The organism is Curtobacterium flaccumfaciens (assembly GCF_004361695.1).
Lineage (GTDB): Bacteria > Actinomycetota > Actinomycetes > Actinomycetales > Microbacteriaceae > Curtobacterium > Curtobacterium flaccumfaciens_B.
Map to the genome: position 1 here is coordinate 23,513 of NZ_SNVW01000014.1, position 16,978 is coordinate 40,490.

Below are 16,978 nucleotides of genomic sequence, written 5' to 3' on the forward strand. Positions count from 1 at the left end.
CCCGTCGGATTCCCAGGGACCTCCCCGGACGGCTCGTAGGGTGGCTCGATGCGTTCCGGCCCCACCTCTCGATTCCTGCTCGCGCTCGTGGCCACCGGCCTGCTGCTCGGAGCCGCCGGGTGCACGACCGCCGGCCCGTCGGATGCACGTCCCACGCTCGCGAAGGCGTCCGCCGACACCGTGACGGTCGCCGACGGCCGAGAGGCCGCCGACCGGTCGGTCCGGGCGAGTCGTGCGCTGTTCGCGTCGGCGCCCGGCGCCCTCGTGGCGCCGGCGGACGACGCCGCGGCGATCCGGACCGCGGCGAGCGCCGCGACCGCGGCGCACGTCCCGGTGCTGCTGGCGGGGAAGGACCACGCGGCTGTCGTCCGCGAGCTGCACCGGCTCGGAGCCGGCTGGTACCAGGCCGAGGGCGACGTCTCGATCGACACCGACGTCGCCGAGCGGGACGCGCCGGACGGTGGCGACGCGCCGGAGTCGACCCGCGCCTCCAGGACGGCGACCGTGGTGGTGGCGGACGCGACCGCGGACGCTGCGATCGTGGCGACGGCGAAGGCGGCGGGAGCACGCGTGGTGGTCATGCCGGAGGGCGTGACGGACCCCGCGGCCGCGTCGGGTGTGGTGCGGGCGCTGCACGAGGAGCGGACCCACCCGACGGTCATGGTGGGGTCGGCGTTCGCCGCGCTCCCGGACCCGGACTGGACCGTCCGTGCTGCCGAGAACGGGTGGCAGCTGCCGCACGGTGGGCAGCGGCCCTTCGACGGGCACCGGTACGTGGCGCTGTACGGCGCACCTGGCGCGCCGGCCCTGGGGGTGCTGGGCGAGCAGGACCCGGAGGCGACCGTGCAGCGGGCCCGGTCCGTGGCGGCCGGCTACGACGGGCTCGGCGACGAGCCGATCACACCCGCGATGGAGGTCATCGCGACCGTCGCCGCCGGTGACGCCGGGGCGGACGGCGACTACTCCACGGAGCTCCCCGTGTCGGCGCTCGAGCCGTACGTCGATGCCGCGCACGACGCCGGCATGCCCGTGATCCTCGACCTGCAGCCGGGGCGTGCGGACTTCCTGTCGCAGGCGAAGCGCTACGAGGCGCTGCTGTCGAAGCCCGGTGTGTGGCTCGCACTCGACCCGGAGTGGCGGCTGACGGACGACCAGGTGCCGCTCGAGCAGATCGGCAGCGTGTCGGCGTCCGAGGTGAACCAGGTGTCGTCGTGGCTGGCGTCGCTCGTGCGGTCGAAGGGGTTGCCGCCGAAGGCGTTCGTGCTGCACCAGTTCCGGCTGTCGATGATCCAGGACCGGTCCTCGCTGGAGTCGCACCCCGAGCTGGACGTGCTGATCCACGTCGACGGGCAGGGCTCGCAGCCGGACAAGCAGGCGACGTGGAAGGCGCTGCACGCGGATGCTCCCGAGGGCGTGCACTGGGGCTGGAAGAACTTCACCGACGAGGACACGCCCATGCTGACGCCCGGGCAGACGATGTCCGAGGTGGCGCCGACGCCGTCGCTGATCACGTACCAGTAAGGCCCGGTTGGTCCAGTTGGTCCGGTTGTCCACAGTCTGGAGGCGCGGGTCAGGTTTCGTCGGTTGCTCCTGACAGCATGGGGGCATGGAAACCACCGCCCCGCCTTCTGCAGACATCGCCGCCGAGGCACAGCAGGCGCTCGCTGCGCTCACGGGGCGGCCCGACGCGGTGTTCCACCCCGGGCAGCTCGAGGCGATCTCGGCCCTCGTCGAGCACCGGCAGCGCGCCCTCGTCGTGCAGCGCACCGGGTGGGGGAAGTCCGCGGTGTACTTCCTGGCCACCCTGCTGCTCCGCCGACGCGGTGGTGGCCCGACGGTGCTCGTGTCGCCGCTCCTCGCCCTGATGCGCGACCAGGTCGCCGCCGCGGCCCGGGCCGGCGTCCGTGCGGTGTCGATCAACTCGGCGAACGCGCACGAGTGGGCCGACACCCAGGCTGCCCTCGCCCGCGACGAGGTGGACGTGCTCCTGGTCTCCCCCGAACGGCTCAACAACCCGAAGTTCCGCGACGAGCAGATGCCGACGCTCATCGCGCGGATGGGCATGCTCGTGGTCGACGAGGCGCACTGCATCTCGGACTGGGGCCACGACTTCCGACCGGACTACCGCCGGCTGGCCGAGCTCATCCGGTCCCTCCCCCACGGGGTCCCCGTCCTGGCGACCACCGCGACGGCGAACGAGCGCGTGGTCGAGGACGTCGCCGAGCAGCTCACCGCCGGCCCCGCCGACCCGGTGTTCACGATCCGCGGGTCCCTCGCGCGGGCGTCCCTCCGACTCGGGGTGCTGACGCTCCCCGACGCGCGGCAGCGGCTCGGGTGGTTGCTCGCGCACCTCGGCGACCTGCCCGGCAGCGGCATCATCTACACGCTGACGGTCTCGGCGGCCGAGGACATCGCCCGGCTCCTGCGCGAGAACGGGTACGCCGTCCGTGCCTACACCGGGCGGACCGACACCGAGGAGCGCGAGCAGCTCGAGCAGCAGCTCAAGGGCAACGAGCTGAAGGCCCTCGTCGCCACGAGCGCGCTCGGCATGGGGTTCGACAAGCCCGACCTCGGGTTCGTCGTGCACGTCGGCGCTCCCTCGTCCCCGGTGGCGTACTACCAGCAGATCGGTCGTGCCGGGCGTGCGACCGACAACGCCGACGTCCTGCTGCTGCCCGGTCGTGAGGACCGCGAGATCTGGCAGTACTTCGCGAGCGCGTCGATGCCGACGCAGGAGCGCGCGACCGCGGTGCTGCAGGCGCTGTCGACCGACACCGCGATGTCCACCGTCGCGCTCGAGGGGCTCGTCGACATCAAGCGGTCGACACTCGAGCTGCTCCTCAAGGTCCTCGACGTCGACGGGGCCGTCCGCCGGGTGACCGGGGGCTGGGTCGCCACCGGCCGGCCCTGGGAGTACGACGCACCCCGGTACGAGCGGGTCGCCGCGGCCCGCGCTGCCGAGGCCGCCTCGATGCTCGACTACGAGTCGACGTCGCAGTGCCGGATGCGGCTCCTGCAGCAGGACCTCGACGACCCCTCGGCCGAGCCCTGCGGTCGCTGCGACAACTGCGCCGGCGCGTGGTTCCCGACGTCGGTGTCCGACACCGACGCGTCCGGTGCCGCCGCGGCGCTCGACAAGGTCGGCGTCGAGATCGCCCCGCGGGCGCAGTGGCCGTCGGGCATGTCCGCCCTCGGCGTCGCCGTGCGGGGCAAGATCGGCCCGGACGAGCTCGTGCAGCCGGGCCGCGCCGTCGCCCGCCTCACGGACCTCGGCTGGGGCGGCCCGCTCCGCGCGCTGTTCGCTCCCGCCACCCCGGACGCCCCCATCACCCGTGAGCTCGTCGACGGGTGCGTCCGCGCCCTCAAGGACTGGCCGTGGGAGGCCCGGCCGACCGCGGTCGTCGCGATGTCGTCGCGCTCCCGGCCGGAACTCGTCGGGTCGCTCGCGCAGGCGCTGTCCTCGATCGGACGGCTGCAGTTCCTCGGCACGCTCGGCCGCACCGGCGGCGCGCCCCGGGGCGACGGCGCGACGAACAGCGCCTACCGGCTGTCCGGCGTGTGGGACACCTTCGAGGTCGGGCCCGAGCTGGCTGCCGCCCTCCGGTCGCACGAGGGGCCGGTGCTGCTCGTGGACGACCTGGTGGACAGCCGGTGGACGATGACGGTCGCGGGGCGGGAGCTCCGGCGTGCCGGGGCGTCGGCCGTGCTCCCGTTCGCCCTCGCCACCGTCGCCTGACCCCGGCGGACCGCTACGCGGCCGAGCCGATCGCGTCGAGTTCCGCGAGTGCGTCCTCGGGCAGGGTGAAGCCAGCCGAGGCGACGTTGTCGCGCAGGTGCGCCACCGACGAGGTCCCGGGGATGAGCAGCATGTTCGGCGAGCGCTGGAGCAACCACGCCAGCGCCACGGTCAGCCGCGAGACGCCGAGCCGTGCCGCGACGGCGTCGAGTGCGCCGGACTGGATGGGCGAGAAGCCGCCGAGCGGGAAGTACGGCACGTAGGCGATCCCCTGGGCGGCGGTCAGCTGGAGCATGGCCTCGTCCTCGCGGCGGGCGACGTTGTAGAGGTTCTGCACGGTGACGACGGGGGCGATCGTCTGCGCCTCGGCGAGCTGGTCGGCGTCCACGGTGGACAGGCCGAGGTGCTTGATGAGCCCCTGCTGCTGGAGTTCGGCGAGCGCCTCGAACTGCGGCGCGATGCTGCCCGGCTCGGGCGCGTCGAAGCCGCCCATCCGGAGGTTCACCACGTCGAGCTGCTCCAGGCCGAGGTTCCGCAGGTTGTCGTGCACCTGCTCGACGAGCTCGTGCGGCTCGCGGGCGTGCGGCCACCCGCCCTCGGCGTCGCGGCGGGCGCCGACCTTCGTGACGATGTGCAGGCCGTCCGCGTACGGGTGGAGGGCTTCGCGGATGACCTCGTTCGTGACGTGGGGACCGTAGAAGTCCGACGTGTCGATGTGGGTGATCCCGAGCTCGACGACGGTGCGGAGGACGCGGATCGCCTCGGCGCGGTCGGTCGGCGGTCCGAAGACCCCGGGTCCGGCCAGCTGCATTGCGCCGTACCCGACGCGGGTGAGTTCGAGGTCATCGGCGGGGCGGTAGGTGCCGCCGGGGAGGGTCGTTTCGGTCATGCCACCACGATGCGCCTCGCACGCCGACACCGGCAGGTCCCCCGCGACCCTGGGACCACGGGGACCAGGATCGACCGGCACGGGGTCCGTAGCCTGGGGTGCGTGAGCGAGAACACCCTGGGCGAGTACCTCCGAGCGCGGCGGGAACTCGTGCGCCCCGAGGACGCCGGGCTGCGCGTGACCGGGGCCCGTCGCACGCCGGGGCTCCGGCGCGAAGAGGTCGCGACCCTCGCCGGCATCAGCGCCGACTACTACCTGCGCCTCGAGCAGGGACGGGACCGCAACCCGTCGGCGCAGGTGCTCGACGCGATCGCGCGGGTGCTCGGCCTCGACCACACCGCCGTCGGCTACCTGCACGGCCTGGCCGACACCGCCACCGTGCGACGCCGTCCGGGTGCGCGGGCGCGTGTCGACCGGGTGCCGTCCGGCACGCTGCAGTTGCTCGACGTCATCGGGCTGCCCGCGTTCGTCGAGAACCGGGCGTTCGACGTGCTCGCGGCGAACCGGCTCGCAACCGCGCTGGCGCCGGGGATGCGGGCGGGCGAGAACCGGCTGCGCACCATGTTCCTCGACGGCACCGAGGCGGACCGGTACCCCGACTGGCAGGACCAGATGGGCGGGATGGTCGCGGCCTTCCGGTCGTCCATCGGCCCGGACGTCGACGACCCGGCGATCACGACCCTGGTGGGCGAGCTGTCCCTCGGCAGCGAGGACTTCCGGCGGCTCTGGGCGCGGCACGACGTGCGGCCGCTCGGCGGGGGCTCGGTGCGGATCTGGCACCCGGAGGTCGGCGACCTCGAACTGCGGCGCGAGAAGCTCGGCATCGGCGGGACCGACGGGCAGCTGCTCGTGGTGCACCACGCGGAGCCGGGATCGCCCTCGGAGCGGGCGTTGGCGCTGCTCGGCAGCCTGGCCGCCCCGCGCGCCGACCGACTCGGAACGACTCAGTCGACGTCGTACGACACCGAATGAGTCGTTCACCCGCGCCGGCAACGACCCGCGCATGCAGGGTGCGACACGGTCGTCGTCGCACGACGACGGCGATGTCGTTCCGGGTCGACGCTCCCCGCCCGCGCCGCTACCGGCGGACGGGCTTCGGGAAGGCGGCCCGCATGTGGTCCGTGGTGAGCACGTCCCCGATGCCGATCATGAGCAGTGAGAACACGATCTGCTCGATCACCATCCAGAACGGGTAGAGGCCCGGGATCGCCGCGACCACGAGTGTCACGACCGGGAAGATCCGGCTGAACAACCGGAGCCGCTGGTACGCCCAGTAGTACCCGAGCTGCGCCCGCCACGCGAAGACGTAGAGCGTCAGGGTGATGAGCAGCACGACCGTCGCCCGGAACCACACCGCCCACGGGACCGTCTGCCCCGCGTGGGTCAGCACCACCGCGACGACGATGGCGGCGAACCCGACGACCGTCTCGGCGACGAGCAGCCACCGGATCCGGCGGAACGAGCGCACGGTGTCGGGGTGCTCCAGCATGTCCTCGCGGACGACGTAGCCGCCCTGCCGGCCGCCGGCGAGCTGGTCGAGTCGCAGGCGACACCACAGGCGGTCGGCGAGGGCGCCGAGCCCGTCGTTCTGCTGCGTCACCCTCCCATGGTGCCGCATCCCGCTCGGGAACCGGCACCGCGCCTCCAGGCCACGACGGACGCGACGGTCGCGACGGTCACGACCCGATGCGGCCCGCCGTCGGTACCGGACCCAGCGCCCGGACCACGACCCGACGCGTCTCGACGCGACCCGGCGCGGCGCGGCGCGGCGCGGCGCGGCGACTCAGTCGGTCGGGATGAGCGCTGCGCCGCCGAGGACCTGCCCGGAGTCGGGGTCCAGCAGGACCACCGACCGGACCGGGTCCGGGATCCCCCGGGGTGCCTCGAGGTCGAACGTGATGGTCCCGACGTCGGACGGGATCGTGCCGAGGTCGTCGTCCGCACCCTGCTGCGTCCAGTACCCGCGGCGCTCACCGACGACCGGCCCCTCGGACAGCAGCACCCGGACGGCGGGCAGCTCGGAGTCGTACGACGCCACCCGGAGGTCCTGGATCGTGACGAGCAGGTGGTCCCCGGCGCGCGTGATCCGGACGTGGCCCGAGGCGAACCGGTCGATCGGCACGAGGTCCCCCGCGACGGGCGGGACGCGTCGCCACCACGGGTCGATCGGCGATCCGTCGGCACGGTCGTCGGTGTCGGACGACGTGTCGGACGACGTCTCGGGCGCCGGGACCGGCGCGCCGAGCGTGTTCGACGGTGACACCCGGGTACCGCCCTGCACGCCCTGCTCGGCGAGCGGGGTCGACGTCGCGACGGGCTGTGCGGTGTCGCTGCCCCGTTCGGCCTGGATGGCGTACCAGGCGACCAGGACGAGGACGACGGCGAGCACGGCGGCGGCAGCGATCGCCCACCGTCGCCGTGCCGCCGTCATGTCCGCTCCCCCGGTCGGCCTCAGCGCTTGCGACGCTCGCGCACGCGCATGTTGACGTTGATCGGCGTGCCCGAGAAGCCCCAGACCTCGCGGAGACGACGGGTGATGAACCGTCGGTACTGCGGGTCGAGGAAGCCGGTCGTGAAGAGCACGAACGTCGGCGGCTGGCTCGAGGCCTGCGTCCCGAACAGGATGCGGGGCTGCTTGCCGCCGCGCACGGGGTGCGGGTGCTCCTGCACGAGTTCGGCGATGAAGGCGTTGACCTTGCCGGTCGGGATGCGGGTGTCCCACGACTCGAGCGCGGTCTCGAGCGCCGGTACGAGCTTCTCGAGGTGCCGACCGGTGCGGGCCGACATGTTCACGCGCGGGGCCCACGCCACGTGGGCGAGGTCCTGCTCGATCTCACGCTCGAGGTAGCGGCGGCGGTCGTCGTCGAGCAGGTCCCACTTATTGTAGGCGAGCACGAGCGCACGACCGGACTCGAGGACGAGGTCGATGATGCGGAGGTCCTGCACGGAGATCGGCTCGGTGACGTCGAGGACGACGACGGCGACCTCGGCCTTCTCGAGCGCGGCCGTGGTGCGGAGGGACGCGTAGAAGTCGGCGCCCTGCTGCAGGTGCACGCGCTTCCGGATGCCGGCGGTGTCGACGAAGCGCCACACCTTGCCGCCGAGTTCGATCTGCTCGTCCACCGGGTCGCGCGTGGTGCCGGCGAGGTCGTTCACGACGACGCGCTCTTCGCCGGCGGCCTTGTTGAGCAGCGAGCTCTTGCCGACGTTCGGGCGGCCGAGGATGGCCACGCGGCGGGGACCGCCGACCTCCTGCTTGGCGACGGCCGAGGTGTCGGGGAGCGTCTTGATGATGAGGTCGAGCAGGTCCGCGACGCCGCGGCCGTGCAGCGCCGACACCGGGTGCGGCTCGCCGAGGCCGAGGTTCCAGAGCTCATACGCGTCGAGGTCGCGGCGGTCGTCGTCGGACTTGTTCGCGACGACGATGACCGGACGGTCGGTGCCGCGGAGCATCTTCACGACGTGCTCGTCGGTGGCAGTGATGCCGACCGTGACGTCGACGACGAAGAGCACCGCGTCGGCGAGGTCGATCGCGACCTCGGCCTGCGCGGCGACGGAGGCGTTGATGCCCTGCGCGTCCGGCTCCCAGCCGCCGGTGTCGACGAGCGTGAAGCGCTTGTCGTTCCAGTCGGCCTTGTACGAGACACGGTCGCGCGTGACGCCGGGGACGTCCTGCACGACGGCTTCGCGGCGACCGAGGATGCGGTTCACGAGCGCCGACTTGCCGACGTTCGGGCGACCGACGATCGCGAGCACCGGGTACGCCGGCAGGTAGGTGATGCCGTCCGTGCCGAGCTGGCCGGCCTCGAGCAGGGCGACGTCTTCCTCGTCGAGCTCGTAGTCCTCGAGCCCGGCGCGGAGCGCGGTCGCCCGCTGCTCGGCCTCGGCCTCGTCGAGCCCGGCGAGACGCTCGCCGAGCGCGTCGTCGTACTGGGGGAAGTCGTCGTGGTCGTTGTCGAGCTGCGCCATGTGGGTTCCTTGCCGGCGACCCTGCGGCCGCGTGTTGTCAGTGCGTGGCCGCGCGGGGCCGGGATGTCGGTGTCAGTGCGTGGCCGCGCGGGCCAGGTCGACGACCGCCTGCACGGTCTGGTCGAAGTCGAGGTCGGTGGAGTCGAGCGTCGTGACGCCGTCGGCGGCGTTCATGAAGTCGACGACCTTCGCGTCCGCCGCGTCGCGACGAGCGAGTGCGGCGGAGGTCTCGGCGGCGGACTGGGTCGTGACCTCGGCCGCACGCCGTGCCATCCTAACCGACTCGTCGGCGGTCAGCAGGATCCGTACCTCGGCGTCCGGGGCGACCACGGTCGTGATGTCCCGTCCCTCGGTGATGATGCCCGGGGCGTCCGCCTTCCGCATCACCGTGCGGAAGAGCTGGACGAGACGCTGCCGGACCTCGGGGAGCTTGGCGATGTGGGCGACGGCGGCGGTCACGTCGGGGGTGCGGATGGCGTCGGTGACGTCGGTCTCCCCCACCCGGACGAAGTAGGCGTCGGGGTCGGTGCCGATCGCGTAGTCGAAGGTGTCCCAGCTGGCGAGCACCGCCGCCGGGTCGTCGAGGTCGACGCGCTGCTGCAGGGCGTGCCAGGCGAGTGCACGGTACGCGGCGCCGGTGTCCTGGTAGCCGAAGCCGAGTGCCCGGGCCGCGGCACGGGACACGCTGGACTTGCCGCTGCCGGCGGGGCCGTCGACCGCGATGACGGTCTTCGCGACGTAGGCGCCGTCGGCCAGGCCGGCCGGCATCGGGGCACTGGTCGACCCCGGCTCGCCGCCGGGTTCGCCGAGGCCGCCGGCCGGACCACCGAGCGGTCCGCCGTCGGCGCCGCCGCCCGCTCCGTCGCCCGGCGTGGGCAGACCGGTGTCGGGCCCGTTCGGTCCGCCGGTGACTCCGGAGTCCTGCGCGGCCGCGGTCGTGGCGGGGTCGGTGTTCTCGTTCAGGCCCATGCTGCTGCGATCCTCCATCCGCGACCCTCGAGTTCCTCGACGAGTCGCTGTTCCTGCTCGGGCACGACCGACACCTCGACGATGCCGATCGGTGCGCCCGGTGAGTGCTCGAGGCGCATGTCCTCGAGGTTGATGCCGATCTCCCCGATGAACGTGAGGAGCGCGGCGATCTGCCCGGGGGTGTCGTCCACCAGGACGACCACCTGGGCGAAGCGCTTGGTGGTGCCGTGCTTGCCCGGCAGCCGTTCGACACCGCGGTTGCCCGCGGCGATGGTCTCGGCGAGTGCCCGGGGCGAGCCGGAGGCCGACGGGTCGTCGAGCGCCTCGAGCACGCGGTCGAGGTCGTCGCGGAGGTCGGCCAGCACCGGCCGGATGTGTCCGGCGTTCGCACCGATGATCTGCACCCACAGCCCCGGGTCGCTCGCCGCGATCCGGGTGACGTCGCGGACGCCGCCGCCGGCGAGGTCGAGCGACCCATCGGGAGCGTCGCGCAGCCGCGAGGCCATGAGCGTCGACACGAGCTGCGGCGCGTGCGAGACGTACGCCACGGCGAGGTCGTGCGACTCGGGGTCCATCGGCACCACGGTCGCCCCGACGTCGAGCGCGAGGTCCTCGACCACGGCGGCACGCTGGTAGGTGATGTCGTCGTGCCCGGCGACCACCCACGGGCGGCCGACGAACAGGTCGGCACGGGCCGCGGTCGGACCGCTCCGCTCACGTCCGGCCATCGGGTGCGACCCGATGTAGCGGCTGACGTCGGCGCCGGACGCCCGGAGTGCCGCGAGCGGCCCGGACTTCACGCTCGCGACGTCGGTCACGACGGCCCGCGGGTACGCGGTGAGCTCACGTGCGACGACGGTCGCCACGACGTCCGGCGGGACCGCCACCACCACGAGCTCCGGCGCGTCACCGTCTGCCGGGTGGCGGCCGGCGCCGTAGTCCACGGCGAGCGCCAGCGCGGCGGGCGAGACGTCGTCGAGGACGACGTCGACGCCCTTCTCGCGGAGCGCCAGGCCGATCGACGCACCGAGCAGCCCGGCGCCGACGATGCGCACGGGTCCCCGGAGCCGCCGGTCGATGTCCGGGGCGGCGGAGAGGTGCGTGCGGTCGGTCACCCGGCAAGCCTACCGATGCGTCAGTCCGAGGACTCCTCGTCGTCGGCGCCCTGGGGCGCGCCCTTCGCCTGCCGCGCGATGCGGAGGAGGCTGCCGAGCTCGACGGTCGACAGCTCGCGCGTCTTGCCGATCGGCAGCGACCCGAGCTGCAGTGGACCGAACGAACGGCGGACGAGTTCGAGCACCGGGTGGTCGACCTCGTCGAGCATCCGGCGGACGATGCGGTTGCGGCCCGAGTGCAGCGTGATCTCGACGAGCGACTCCCCGCGCGACGACTCGAGCAACCGGACCTTGTCGGCGGCGATCGGGCCGTCCTCGAGCTCGACACCGTCGAGCAGTCGCTGCACCGTCGCCGGGTTCACGTTGCCGCGCACCTTGGCGATGTAGGTCTTCGTCACGCCGAACGACGGGTGCGCGAGCACGTGGGCCAGGTCGCCGTCGTTCGTCAGGATGAGGAGCCCGGACGTCTCGGTGTCGAGGCGGCCGACGTTGAACAGGCGCTCCTCGTACCGGTCGACGTACTCGGACAGGTCGCGGCGACCGCGCTCGTCCTGCAGGCTCGACACCATGCCGGTCGGCTTGTTGAGGAGAACGTAGCGACGCGAGGTGTCGATCTGCACCGGCACGCCGTCCACGGCGATCTCGTCGGTCGCCGGGTCGACCCGGCGGCCGAGCGCGTCGACGACCTCGCCGTTGACCGTCACGCGGCCCTCGACGATCAGGTTCTCCGCGACTCGTCGGGATGCCACGCCCGCACCGGCGATCACCTTCTGCAGGCGCTCGCCCTCAGCCTGGAGGCCCGGTGCGGCTCCGGCGGGCGCGCTCCCCTCCGATGCGTCCCAGTCCGGGATGATCGGCCGCTCGGGCGTGCCCTCCAGCGGAGCGCCGGACTGGTCGCGGGCGCCCTCGGGCTGCGGGGTGGTGCGGCGGTCGGGCGTGCGGGGGCCGGTGGGACGGGTTCCGGAGCCACGGTTGCGGTCGCTGTTGCGCGCGGTCGTGGTGCCGCCGACGTAGCGGCGGCCGTTGTGCCACACGCTGCTCGGGCGGCCGTCCGGGGTGCGGCGGTCCTCGCGGGCCGGGTCACGGCGGTCGTCGTCGCGGCGGGGCGCATCACGGCGGTCGTCACGACCCCGGTAGCCACCACGGTCATCGTCACGGCGGGGCGCATCACGGCGGTCGTCACGACCCCGGTACCCACCACGGTCGTCCTCACGGCGGGGCGCATCACGGCGGTCGTCACGACCCCGGTACCCACCACGGTCGTCCTCACGGCGGGGAGCATCCCGACGGTCGTCACGACCCCGGTACCCGCCACGGTCGTCCTCGCGACGGACGAAGCCGCCGCGGTCACCGCCGCGTCGGTCGTCGTCGCGGCTGACGAAACGTCCACGGTCGCCGCCGCGGTCGTCCCGACGGTCATCGCGACCGCGGTACCCACCACCGGTCGCGGGACGGTCATCACGACCCCGGTACCCACCACCGGTCGACGGACGGTCATCACGACCCCGGTACCCACCACCGGTCGACGGACGGTCATCACGACCCCGGTACCCACCACCGGTCGACGGACGGTCATCACGACCCCGGTACCCACCACCGGTCGACGGACGGTCATCACGACCCCGGTACCCACCACCGGTCGACGGACGGTCATCACGACCCCGGTACCCACCACCGGTCGACGGACGGTCATCACGACCGCGGTAGCCGCCACCGGTCGAGGGACGGTCATCGCGACCGCGGTAGCCACCACCGGTCGAGGGACGGTCATCGCGACCGCGGTACCCACCGGATGCGGGGCGGTCATCACGGCCGCGGTACCCACCACCGGTCGACGGACGGTCGTCGCGACCCCGGTACCCACCACGGTCGTCGTCACGACGACCGGAGGCCGGACGGTCGTCGCGCCCGCGGTACCCACCACGGTCGTCGCGACCACCGTCACCCGACCGGCCACCCGCACGGCCGGAGCCGGCGTTTCGGTCGCGGGACGGGCCTCCAGGCCGGCTGCCGCCGTCGCGACCCGAACCGCCTCGTGGGCCGCCTCGTCGTTCTTCCTCATACGCGGCCATCGGGGATCCCTTCGTTCTGCCCGAAGCCGTCGGCACCGTCGTCCAGGAGGGGCGAGATGAGCGGCAGCTCGTCGAGCGAGTTGATGCCGAGCTGCTGCAGGAGCAGGTCGGACGTGACGTAGTTGATGGCGCCGGTCTCGGCGTCCGTGAACGACTCCTCGATGAGGCCACGCGCGACCAGCGTGCGGACGACCCCGTCGACGTTCACGGCGCGGATCGCGGCGATCTGCGACCGGGTGATCGGCTGCTTGTAGGCGACGACCGCGAGGGTCTCGAGGGCGGCCTGCGACAGCCGCGAGGGCCGTTCGGCCTCGACGAACTGCTCGACGACGGCGTCGAGGTCCTCGCGGACGTAGAACCGCCATCCGCCGCCGACCTCGCGGAGTTCGAACCCGCGACGGATGGTCCCGTCGACGCCGTCGAAGTCCGCGACGAGTCGTTCGACCGCCTGGCGGACCGCGGGGACGGGCGCGTCGACCGCGGCGCCGAGGGCGACGAGCGACTGCGGCTCGTCGGCGATCATCAGGATCGCCTCGAGCTGTCGGTCGATCGGGATGTCCGGGTGCGGGACGTGGTGCTCAGCGTGTTCCTGTGCTCGCTCGTGCTCACGGCGCTCGTGGATCTCGCGTTCGATCGCTCGGGCGTCGGCCATCTCGTCGGCCCCGCCGGGTTCCGCGCTCGACGAGTGCGCGTGCGCGTGCTCGTGCGGTGCGTCGGCGACGTCATCCGTCATAGTCGGCTCCCAGGTTGGCGAGGCTCTCGTCGGACCAGTCGTCAGCGGTCCAGCGGAGTGTCAGTTCCCCGAGCGGTTCGAGCTGTTCGAACGAGATGGACGCGTTCCGGTACAGCTCCAGGATCGCGAGGAAGCGAGCCACCACGATACCCGTCTCCGAGACCCCGGCGACCAGTTCGCGGAACGAGACGTCCTCGTCCGCCCGGGTCCGGAGGATCGAGACGACGATCGCAGCCTGTTCGCGGATGCTCACGAGGGGCGCGTGCAGGTGGTCGAGGCCGACCGTCGGGATCTCCCGCGGGGCGAACGCCATCGTCGCCAGCGCGGCGAAGTCCTGCACCGACAGGGTCCAGACGAGCTCGGGCGTCCGTGCGCGGAACCGCTCCTCGAGCCGCACGCTGCGGACGTGCCGACGCGACTCCGTCAGCCAGCGCGACCCGAACCAGTCGGCCGCCTGCTTGAACGCGCGGTACTGCAGCAGCCGGGCGAACAGCAGGTCGCGCGCCTCGAGCAGGGCGACGTCCTCGGCGTCGACGAGCTCACCCTGCGGCAGGAGCCCGGCGATCTTCAGGTCGAGGAGCGTCGCCGCGACGACGAGGAACTCACTCGCCTCGTCGAGTTCGTCCTCGGACTCCGCCAGGCGCACGTACTGGATGAACTCCCCCGTCACCGCGCCGAGCGACACCTCGGTGATGTCCAGCTCGTGCTTCGTGATGAGCGAGAGGAGCAGGTCGAACGGCCCGTCGAAGTTCCGCAGGCGGACCCGGAAGCCGGGCACGGTCGTGCTGCCCGCGGGCGCGGGCGCGTCGGCTGGCTGCGGGACGGCGGCGTCGTCAGGCGACGGCGCCACGCTCGACGAGCTCCCGTGCGAGCTGCCGGTACGAGTGCGCGGCGGCGTGGTCCGGAGCGGTCTGCGTGATCGGCCGGGCCGAGACGGTCGCGTCCGGGAACTTCACCGTGCGCCCGATCACCGTGTCGAGCACGCGGTCGTCGAACGTGTCGACGACGCGCTCCATGACCTCGCGCGAGTGCAGCGTGCGCGAGTCGTACATCGTCGCGAGGATGCCGTCGAGCTGCAGCGCCGGGTTCAGGCGGTCGCGCACCTTGTCGATCGTCTCGATGAGGAGCGCCACACCGCGGAGCGCGAAGAACTCGCACTCGAGCGGGATGAGCACGCCGTGCGCCGCCGTGAGGGCGTTCACCGTGAGCAGCCCGAGCGACGGCTGGCAGTCGACGAGGATCACGTCGTAGTCCTTCGCGACCTTGCGGAGCACGCTCGCGAGGATCTGCTCACGAGCGACCTCGTTCACCAGGTGCACCTCGGCCGCGGAGAGGTCGATGTTCGCCGGGATCACGTCGAGGTACGGCGTGTTGGTCGGCTGGATGACCTGGTTCGGGTCCTTGATCGAGCCCATCAGCAGGTCGTAGACGGTGGGGATGTCGTGCGTCCGGACACCGAGGCCAGCGGACAGGGCGCCCTGCGGGTCGAAGTCCACCGCCAGCACCTTGCGGCCGTACTCCGCGAGCGCCGCACCGAGGTTGATCGACGTCGTGGTCTTGCCGACGCCGCCCTTCTGGTTGCAGAGCGCGATGATGCGAGCGGGGCCGTGACCGTCGAGTTCCTCGGGCACCGCGAACTGCCGGACGGGCCGTCCGGTCGGACCGTAGGTGGTCTCGCCGGTTCCGGGGGTGGTCGTCGGGTTCGTGCTCACCCGGCCATCGTACCGGCGACCGCTCCCCGGACCGGGCCGCACCGCCGTACCGACGCCCGCCGCTACGTCCGGGCCGCACCGACGTACCGACGCCCGCCGCCACGTCCGGGCCGCACCGCCACGCCGCCGTGGGCCGACGGGCGGAGGCGAGCCGCGCCTCCAGGCCGTCACGCCGGGCGCAACGCCACCCGCATGCTGTCCACGCGCTCCGCGATGACGGCGTCCGCCGTCCAGCGCCGCTGCAGGCGACCGACGAGTTCCTGCACCTGCCCCTGGTCGAGGCCGGGGTGGAGTGCGAGCCCGACCGTCAGCTCCGCGCCTGCGAAGCGACCGAGCGGATCCCCCGGCGACAGCTCGACCCGCGCCACCGCACGCTCGCCGACGACGGAGTCGGCGAAGGCCCGCGCGACCTCCGGGTCCTCGAAGCACGGCGTCCACGGCAGGTCCTGCCCGAGCGCCCACACGGCCGGCCGGCGCAGCACGAACTCGGTCGGTGCCGTCGGGTCGAGCACGACGAGCTGGGTCTCCTCGCTCGCGGCGGCCATCGCCACGCGGCGCGACTCGGCCGGTACCGGGCGGGCGTCCGCGTCCCACGCGCGCATCGCCTCGACCGAGGTGAAGGCGGGCATCACGCTCCGGCCGTCGGGCCCGGCGACCGTGACGATCGAGAGCTCCTGCGTCTTGTCGACGAGCTTGCCGGTGTCGGTGTGGCCGACGTCGCCGGCCTCGGCGATGAGCGGGATGAGCAGCCGCGCGGAGCGGAGCGCGTCGACGACCGCGCGCTGCGAGCCGCCCTCCGGCAGGGCCGTGATCGCCGCGACGAGGGCCGGGTCCGCCAGGCCGTCGTCGTCGTCGAACGTCGTGTCGTGCTGGTCGAACGCGCGGCCGGCCCAGGCGAAGCCCGCCGAGTCGGCGGCACCGCCCGGCGTGTGCGCGTCGTCGGGGTGCCCGGGCGCGTCGTGCTCGGTCGCGGCGTGCTCGGGCGCGTCGGGTCCGGTGCCGCGTCCGTTCGAGATGCCCGCCACGCGGCTACTCCGAGGCGATGTCGAGGGCGGCCGGGAGCGTGAACGCCCCCGAGTAGAGCGCCTTGCCGATGATGGCGCCCTCCAGCCCGTGCGGCACGAGCTCCCGCAGTGCCCGGAGGTCGTCGAGCGTCGAGATCCCGCCGGAGGCCACGACGGGCTGGTCGGTCCGGTCGCAGACCTCGCGGAGCAGGTCCACGTTCGGCCCCTGCAGCGTGCCGTCCTTCGTGACGTCGGTCACCACGTAGCGGGCGCAGCCGGCTTCCTCGAGGCGGTCGAGCACCTCCCACAGGTCGCCGGCGTCCTCCGTCCAGCCGCGGCTCGCGAGCGTCGTGCCGCGCACGTCGAGCCCCACGGCGATCTGCTCGCCGTACGTGCGGATCACGCGCGCCGCCCACTCCGGGTTCTCGAGCGCCGCGGTGCCGAGGTTCACCCGGGCCGCGCCGGTCGCGAGTGCCGCCTCGAGCGACGCGTCGTCGCGGATGCCGCCGGACAGCTCGACGTTGACGCCGTCGACCTCGCGCACGGCGTGCGCGATCACCTTGCGGTTGTCGCCGCGGCCGAACGCCGCGTCGAGGTCGACGAGGTGGATCCACTCGGCACCCTGGTCGCGCCAGGTGCGGGCCGCGGACACCGGGTCGCCGTAGGACGTCTCGCTGCCGGCCTCGCCCTGGGTGAGGCGGACCGCCTGGCCGTCGACGACGTCCACGGCGGGCAGCAGGACGAGGGGCGGGGTGGCGATGAGGTCGGTCATGGTCCTG

16 protein-coding genes are annotated in these 16,978 nt (G+C 73.1%); 4 read left to right on the forward strand and 12 right to left on the reverse strand.

From position 1 onward, the window contains the following. Positions 1-48: 48 nt before the first annotated feature. Both EDF64_RS16165 and EDF64_RS16170 read left to right on the forward strand, forming a co-directional pair. Positions 49-1,521, forward strand: a complete 1,473-nt coding sequence (locus EDF64_RS16165; protein WP_133520989.1) for a hypothetical protein — start codon at positions 49-51, stop codon at positions 1,519-1,521. A gap of 85 nt (positions 1,522-1,606) precedes the next feature. Next, positions 1,607-3,736 (forward strand): RecQ family ATP-dependent DNA helicase, encoded by a 2,130-nt coding sequence (locus tag EDF64_RS16170; RefSeq protein ID WP_208108930.1) that lies wholly within the window; start codon positions 1,607-1,609, stop codon positions 3,734-3,736. 13 nt (positions 3,737-3,749) lie between these two features. Here the strand turns inward: EDF64_RS16170 and EDF64_RS16175 are convergent, their stop codons facing one another. Beyond that, the gene (locus EDF64_RS16175) at positions 3,750-4,625 is read right to left on the reverse strand and encodes an oxidoreductase (RefSeq protein ID WP_133520990.1); all 876 of its coding nucleotides are present in this window, start codon (positions 4,623-4,625) and stop codon (positions 3,750-3,752) included. A gap of 102 nt (positions 4,626-4,727) precedes the next feature. On the opposite strand from EDF64_RS16175, the gene EDF64_RS16180 reads away from it, so the two are divergent. Then, a complete protein-coding gene (locus EDF64_RS16180; RefSeq protein ID WP_243736428.1) occupies positions 4,728-5,597 on the forward strand; it encodes a helix-turn-helix domain-containing protein in 870 nt (289 codons plus the stop codon). 106 nt (positions 5,598-5,703) lie between these two features. Here the strand turns inward: EDF64_RS16180 and EDF64_RS16185 are convergent, their stop codons facing one another. The 6 genes from EDF64_RS16185 to EDF64_RS18535 all read right to left on the reverse strand — a co-directional run bounded on the left by EDF64_RS16185 (position 5,704) and on the right by EDF64_RS18535 (position 11,529). After that, entirely contained in the window at positions 5,704-6,225 is a 522-nt protein-coding gene (locus EDF64_RS16185; RefSeq protein WP_133520992.1) for a hypothetical protein, read from the reverse strand. A 183-nt stretch (positions 6,226-6,408) separates the two neighbouring features. Next, the gene (locus tag EDF64_RS16190; RefSeq protein WP_133520993.1) at positions 6,409-7,056 is read right to left on the reverse strand and encodes a hypothetical protein; all 648 of its coding nucleotides are present in this window, start codon (positions 7,054-7,056) and stop codon (positions 6,409-6,411) included. 20 nt (positions 7,057-7,076) lie between these two features. After that, positions 7,077-8,594, reverse strand: coding sequence for a ribosome biogenesis GTPase Der (gene der / locus EDF64_RS16195; protein ID WP_133520994.1), 1,518 nt, complete (start codon positions 8,592-8,594; stop codon positions 7,077-7,079). A gap of 72 nt (positions 8,595-8,666) precedes the next feature. Continuing rightward, complete coding sequence (gene cmk / locus EDF64_RS16200; protein WP_133521037.1) at positions 8,667-9,362, reverse strand: (d)CMP kinase; 696 nt, start codon at positions 9,360-9,362, stop codon at positions 8,667-8,669. A gap of 191 nt (positions 9,363-9,553) precedes the next feature. Then, on the reverse strand, positions 9,554-10,678 hold the full coding sequence (locus tag EDF64_RS16205; RefSeq protein WP_133520995.1) for a prephenate dehydrogenase: 1,125 nt from the start codon (positions 10,676-10,678) through the stop codon (positions 9,554-9,556). A gap of 20 nt (positions 10,679-10,698) precedes the next feature. After that, entirely contained in the window at positions 10,699-11,529 is an 831-nt protein-coding gene (locus EDF64_RS18535) for a pseudouridine synthase (RefSeq protein WP_133521038.1), read from the reverse strand. A gap of 174 nt (positions 11,530-11,703) precedes the next feature. Here EDF64_RS18535 and EDF64_RS18540 point away from each other — a divergent pair, with 174 nt between their 5' ends. Continuing rightward, complete coding sequence (locus tag EDF64_RS18540) at positions 11,704-12,810, forward strand: hypothetical protein (protein WP_133520996.1); 1,107 nt, start codon at positions 11,704-11,706, stop codon at positions 12,808-12,810. Here the strand turns inward: EDF64_RS18540 and scpB are convergent. The 5 genes from scpB to priA all read right to left on the reverse strand — a co-directional run bounded on the left by scpB (position 12,737) and on the right by priA (position 16,971). Further along, positions 12,737-13,483, reverse strand: coding sequence for an SMC-Scp complex subunit ScpB (gene scpB / locus EDF64_RS16220; protein WP_243736429.1), 747 nt, complete (start codon positions 13,481-13,483; stop codon positions 12,737-12,739). The genes EDF64_RS18540 and scpB overlap by 74 nt on opposite strands. After that, positions 13,473-14,333 carry a segregation and condensation protein A gene (locus EDF64_RS16225; protein ID WP_133520997.1) on the reverse strand — a complete coding sequence of 287 codons (861 nt, stop codon included), beginning with the start codon at positions 14,331-14,333 and terminating at the stop codon, positions 13,473-13,475. Before EDF64_RS16225 ends, scpB begins: the two co-directional genes overlap by 11 nt. Further along, positions 14,317-15,195 (reverse strand): ParA family protein, encoded by an 879-nt coding sequence (locus EDF64_RS16230; protein WP_133520998.1) that lies wholly within the window; start codon positions 15,193-15,195, stop codon positions 14,317-14,319. The genes EDF64_RS16225 and EDF64_RS16230 overlap by 17 nt, the downstream gene beginning before the upstream one ends. Positions 15,196-15,362: 167 nt before the next feature. Beyond that, the gene (locus EDF64_RS16235; RefSeq protein WP_243736430.1) at positions 15,363-16,220 is read right to left on the reverse strand and encodes an SseB family protein; all 858 of its coding nucleotides are present in this window, start codon (positions 16,218-16,220) and stop codon (positions 15,363-15,365) included. Between the two features lie 4 nt (positions 16,221-16,224). Continuing rightward, a complete protein-coding gene (gene priA, locus EDF64_RS16240) occupies positions 16,225-16,971 on the reverse strand; it encodes a bifunctional 1-(5-phosphoribosyl)-5-((5-phosphoribosylamino)methylideneamino)imidazole-4-carboxamide isomerase/phosphoribosylanthranilate isomerase PriA (protein WP_133520999.1) in 747 nt (248 codons plus the stop codon). Positions 16,972-16,978: the final 7 nt, after the last annotated feature.

Bases quoted from the DNA above. Each gene is read 5' to 3' on its own strand.
- cmk (WP_133521037.1), bottom strand. From the start codon at position 9,362: ATGCCGGCCGGCCTGGCCGACGGCGCCTACGTCGCGAAGACCGTCATC.
- EDF64_RS16170 (WP_208108930.1), top strand. From the start codon at position 1,607: ATGGAAACCACCGCCCCGCCTTCTGCAGACATCGCCGCCGAGGCACAG.
- EDF64_RS16165 (WP_133520989.1), top strand. From the start codon at position 49: ATGCGTTCCGGCCCCACCTCTCGATTCCTGCTCGCGCTCGTGGCCACC.
- EDF64_RS16190 (WP_133520993.1), bottom strand. From the start codon at position 7,056: ATGACGGCGGCACGGCGACGGTGGGCGATCGCTGCCGCCGCCGTGCTC.
- priA (WP_133520999.1), bottom strand. From the start codon at position 16,971: ATGACCGACCTCATCGCCACCCCGCCCCTCGTCCTGCTGCCCGCCGTG.
- EDF64_RS16175 (WP_133520990.1), bottom strand. From the start codon at position 4,625: ATGACCGAAACGACCCTCCCCGGCGGCACCTACCGCCCCGCCGATGAC.
- der (WP_133520994.1), bottom strand. From the start codon at position 8,594: ATGGCGCAGCTCGACAACGACCACGACGACTTCCCCCAGTACGACGAC.
- scpB (WP_243736429.1), bottom strand. From the start codon at position 13,483: ATGACGGATGACGTCGCCGACGCACCGCACGAGCACGCGCACGCGCAC.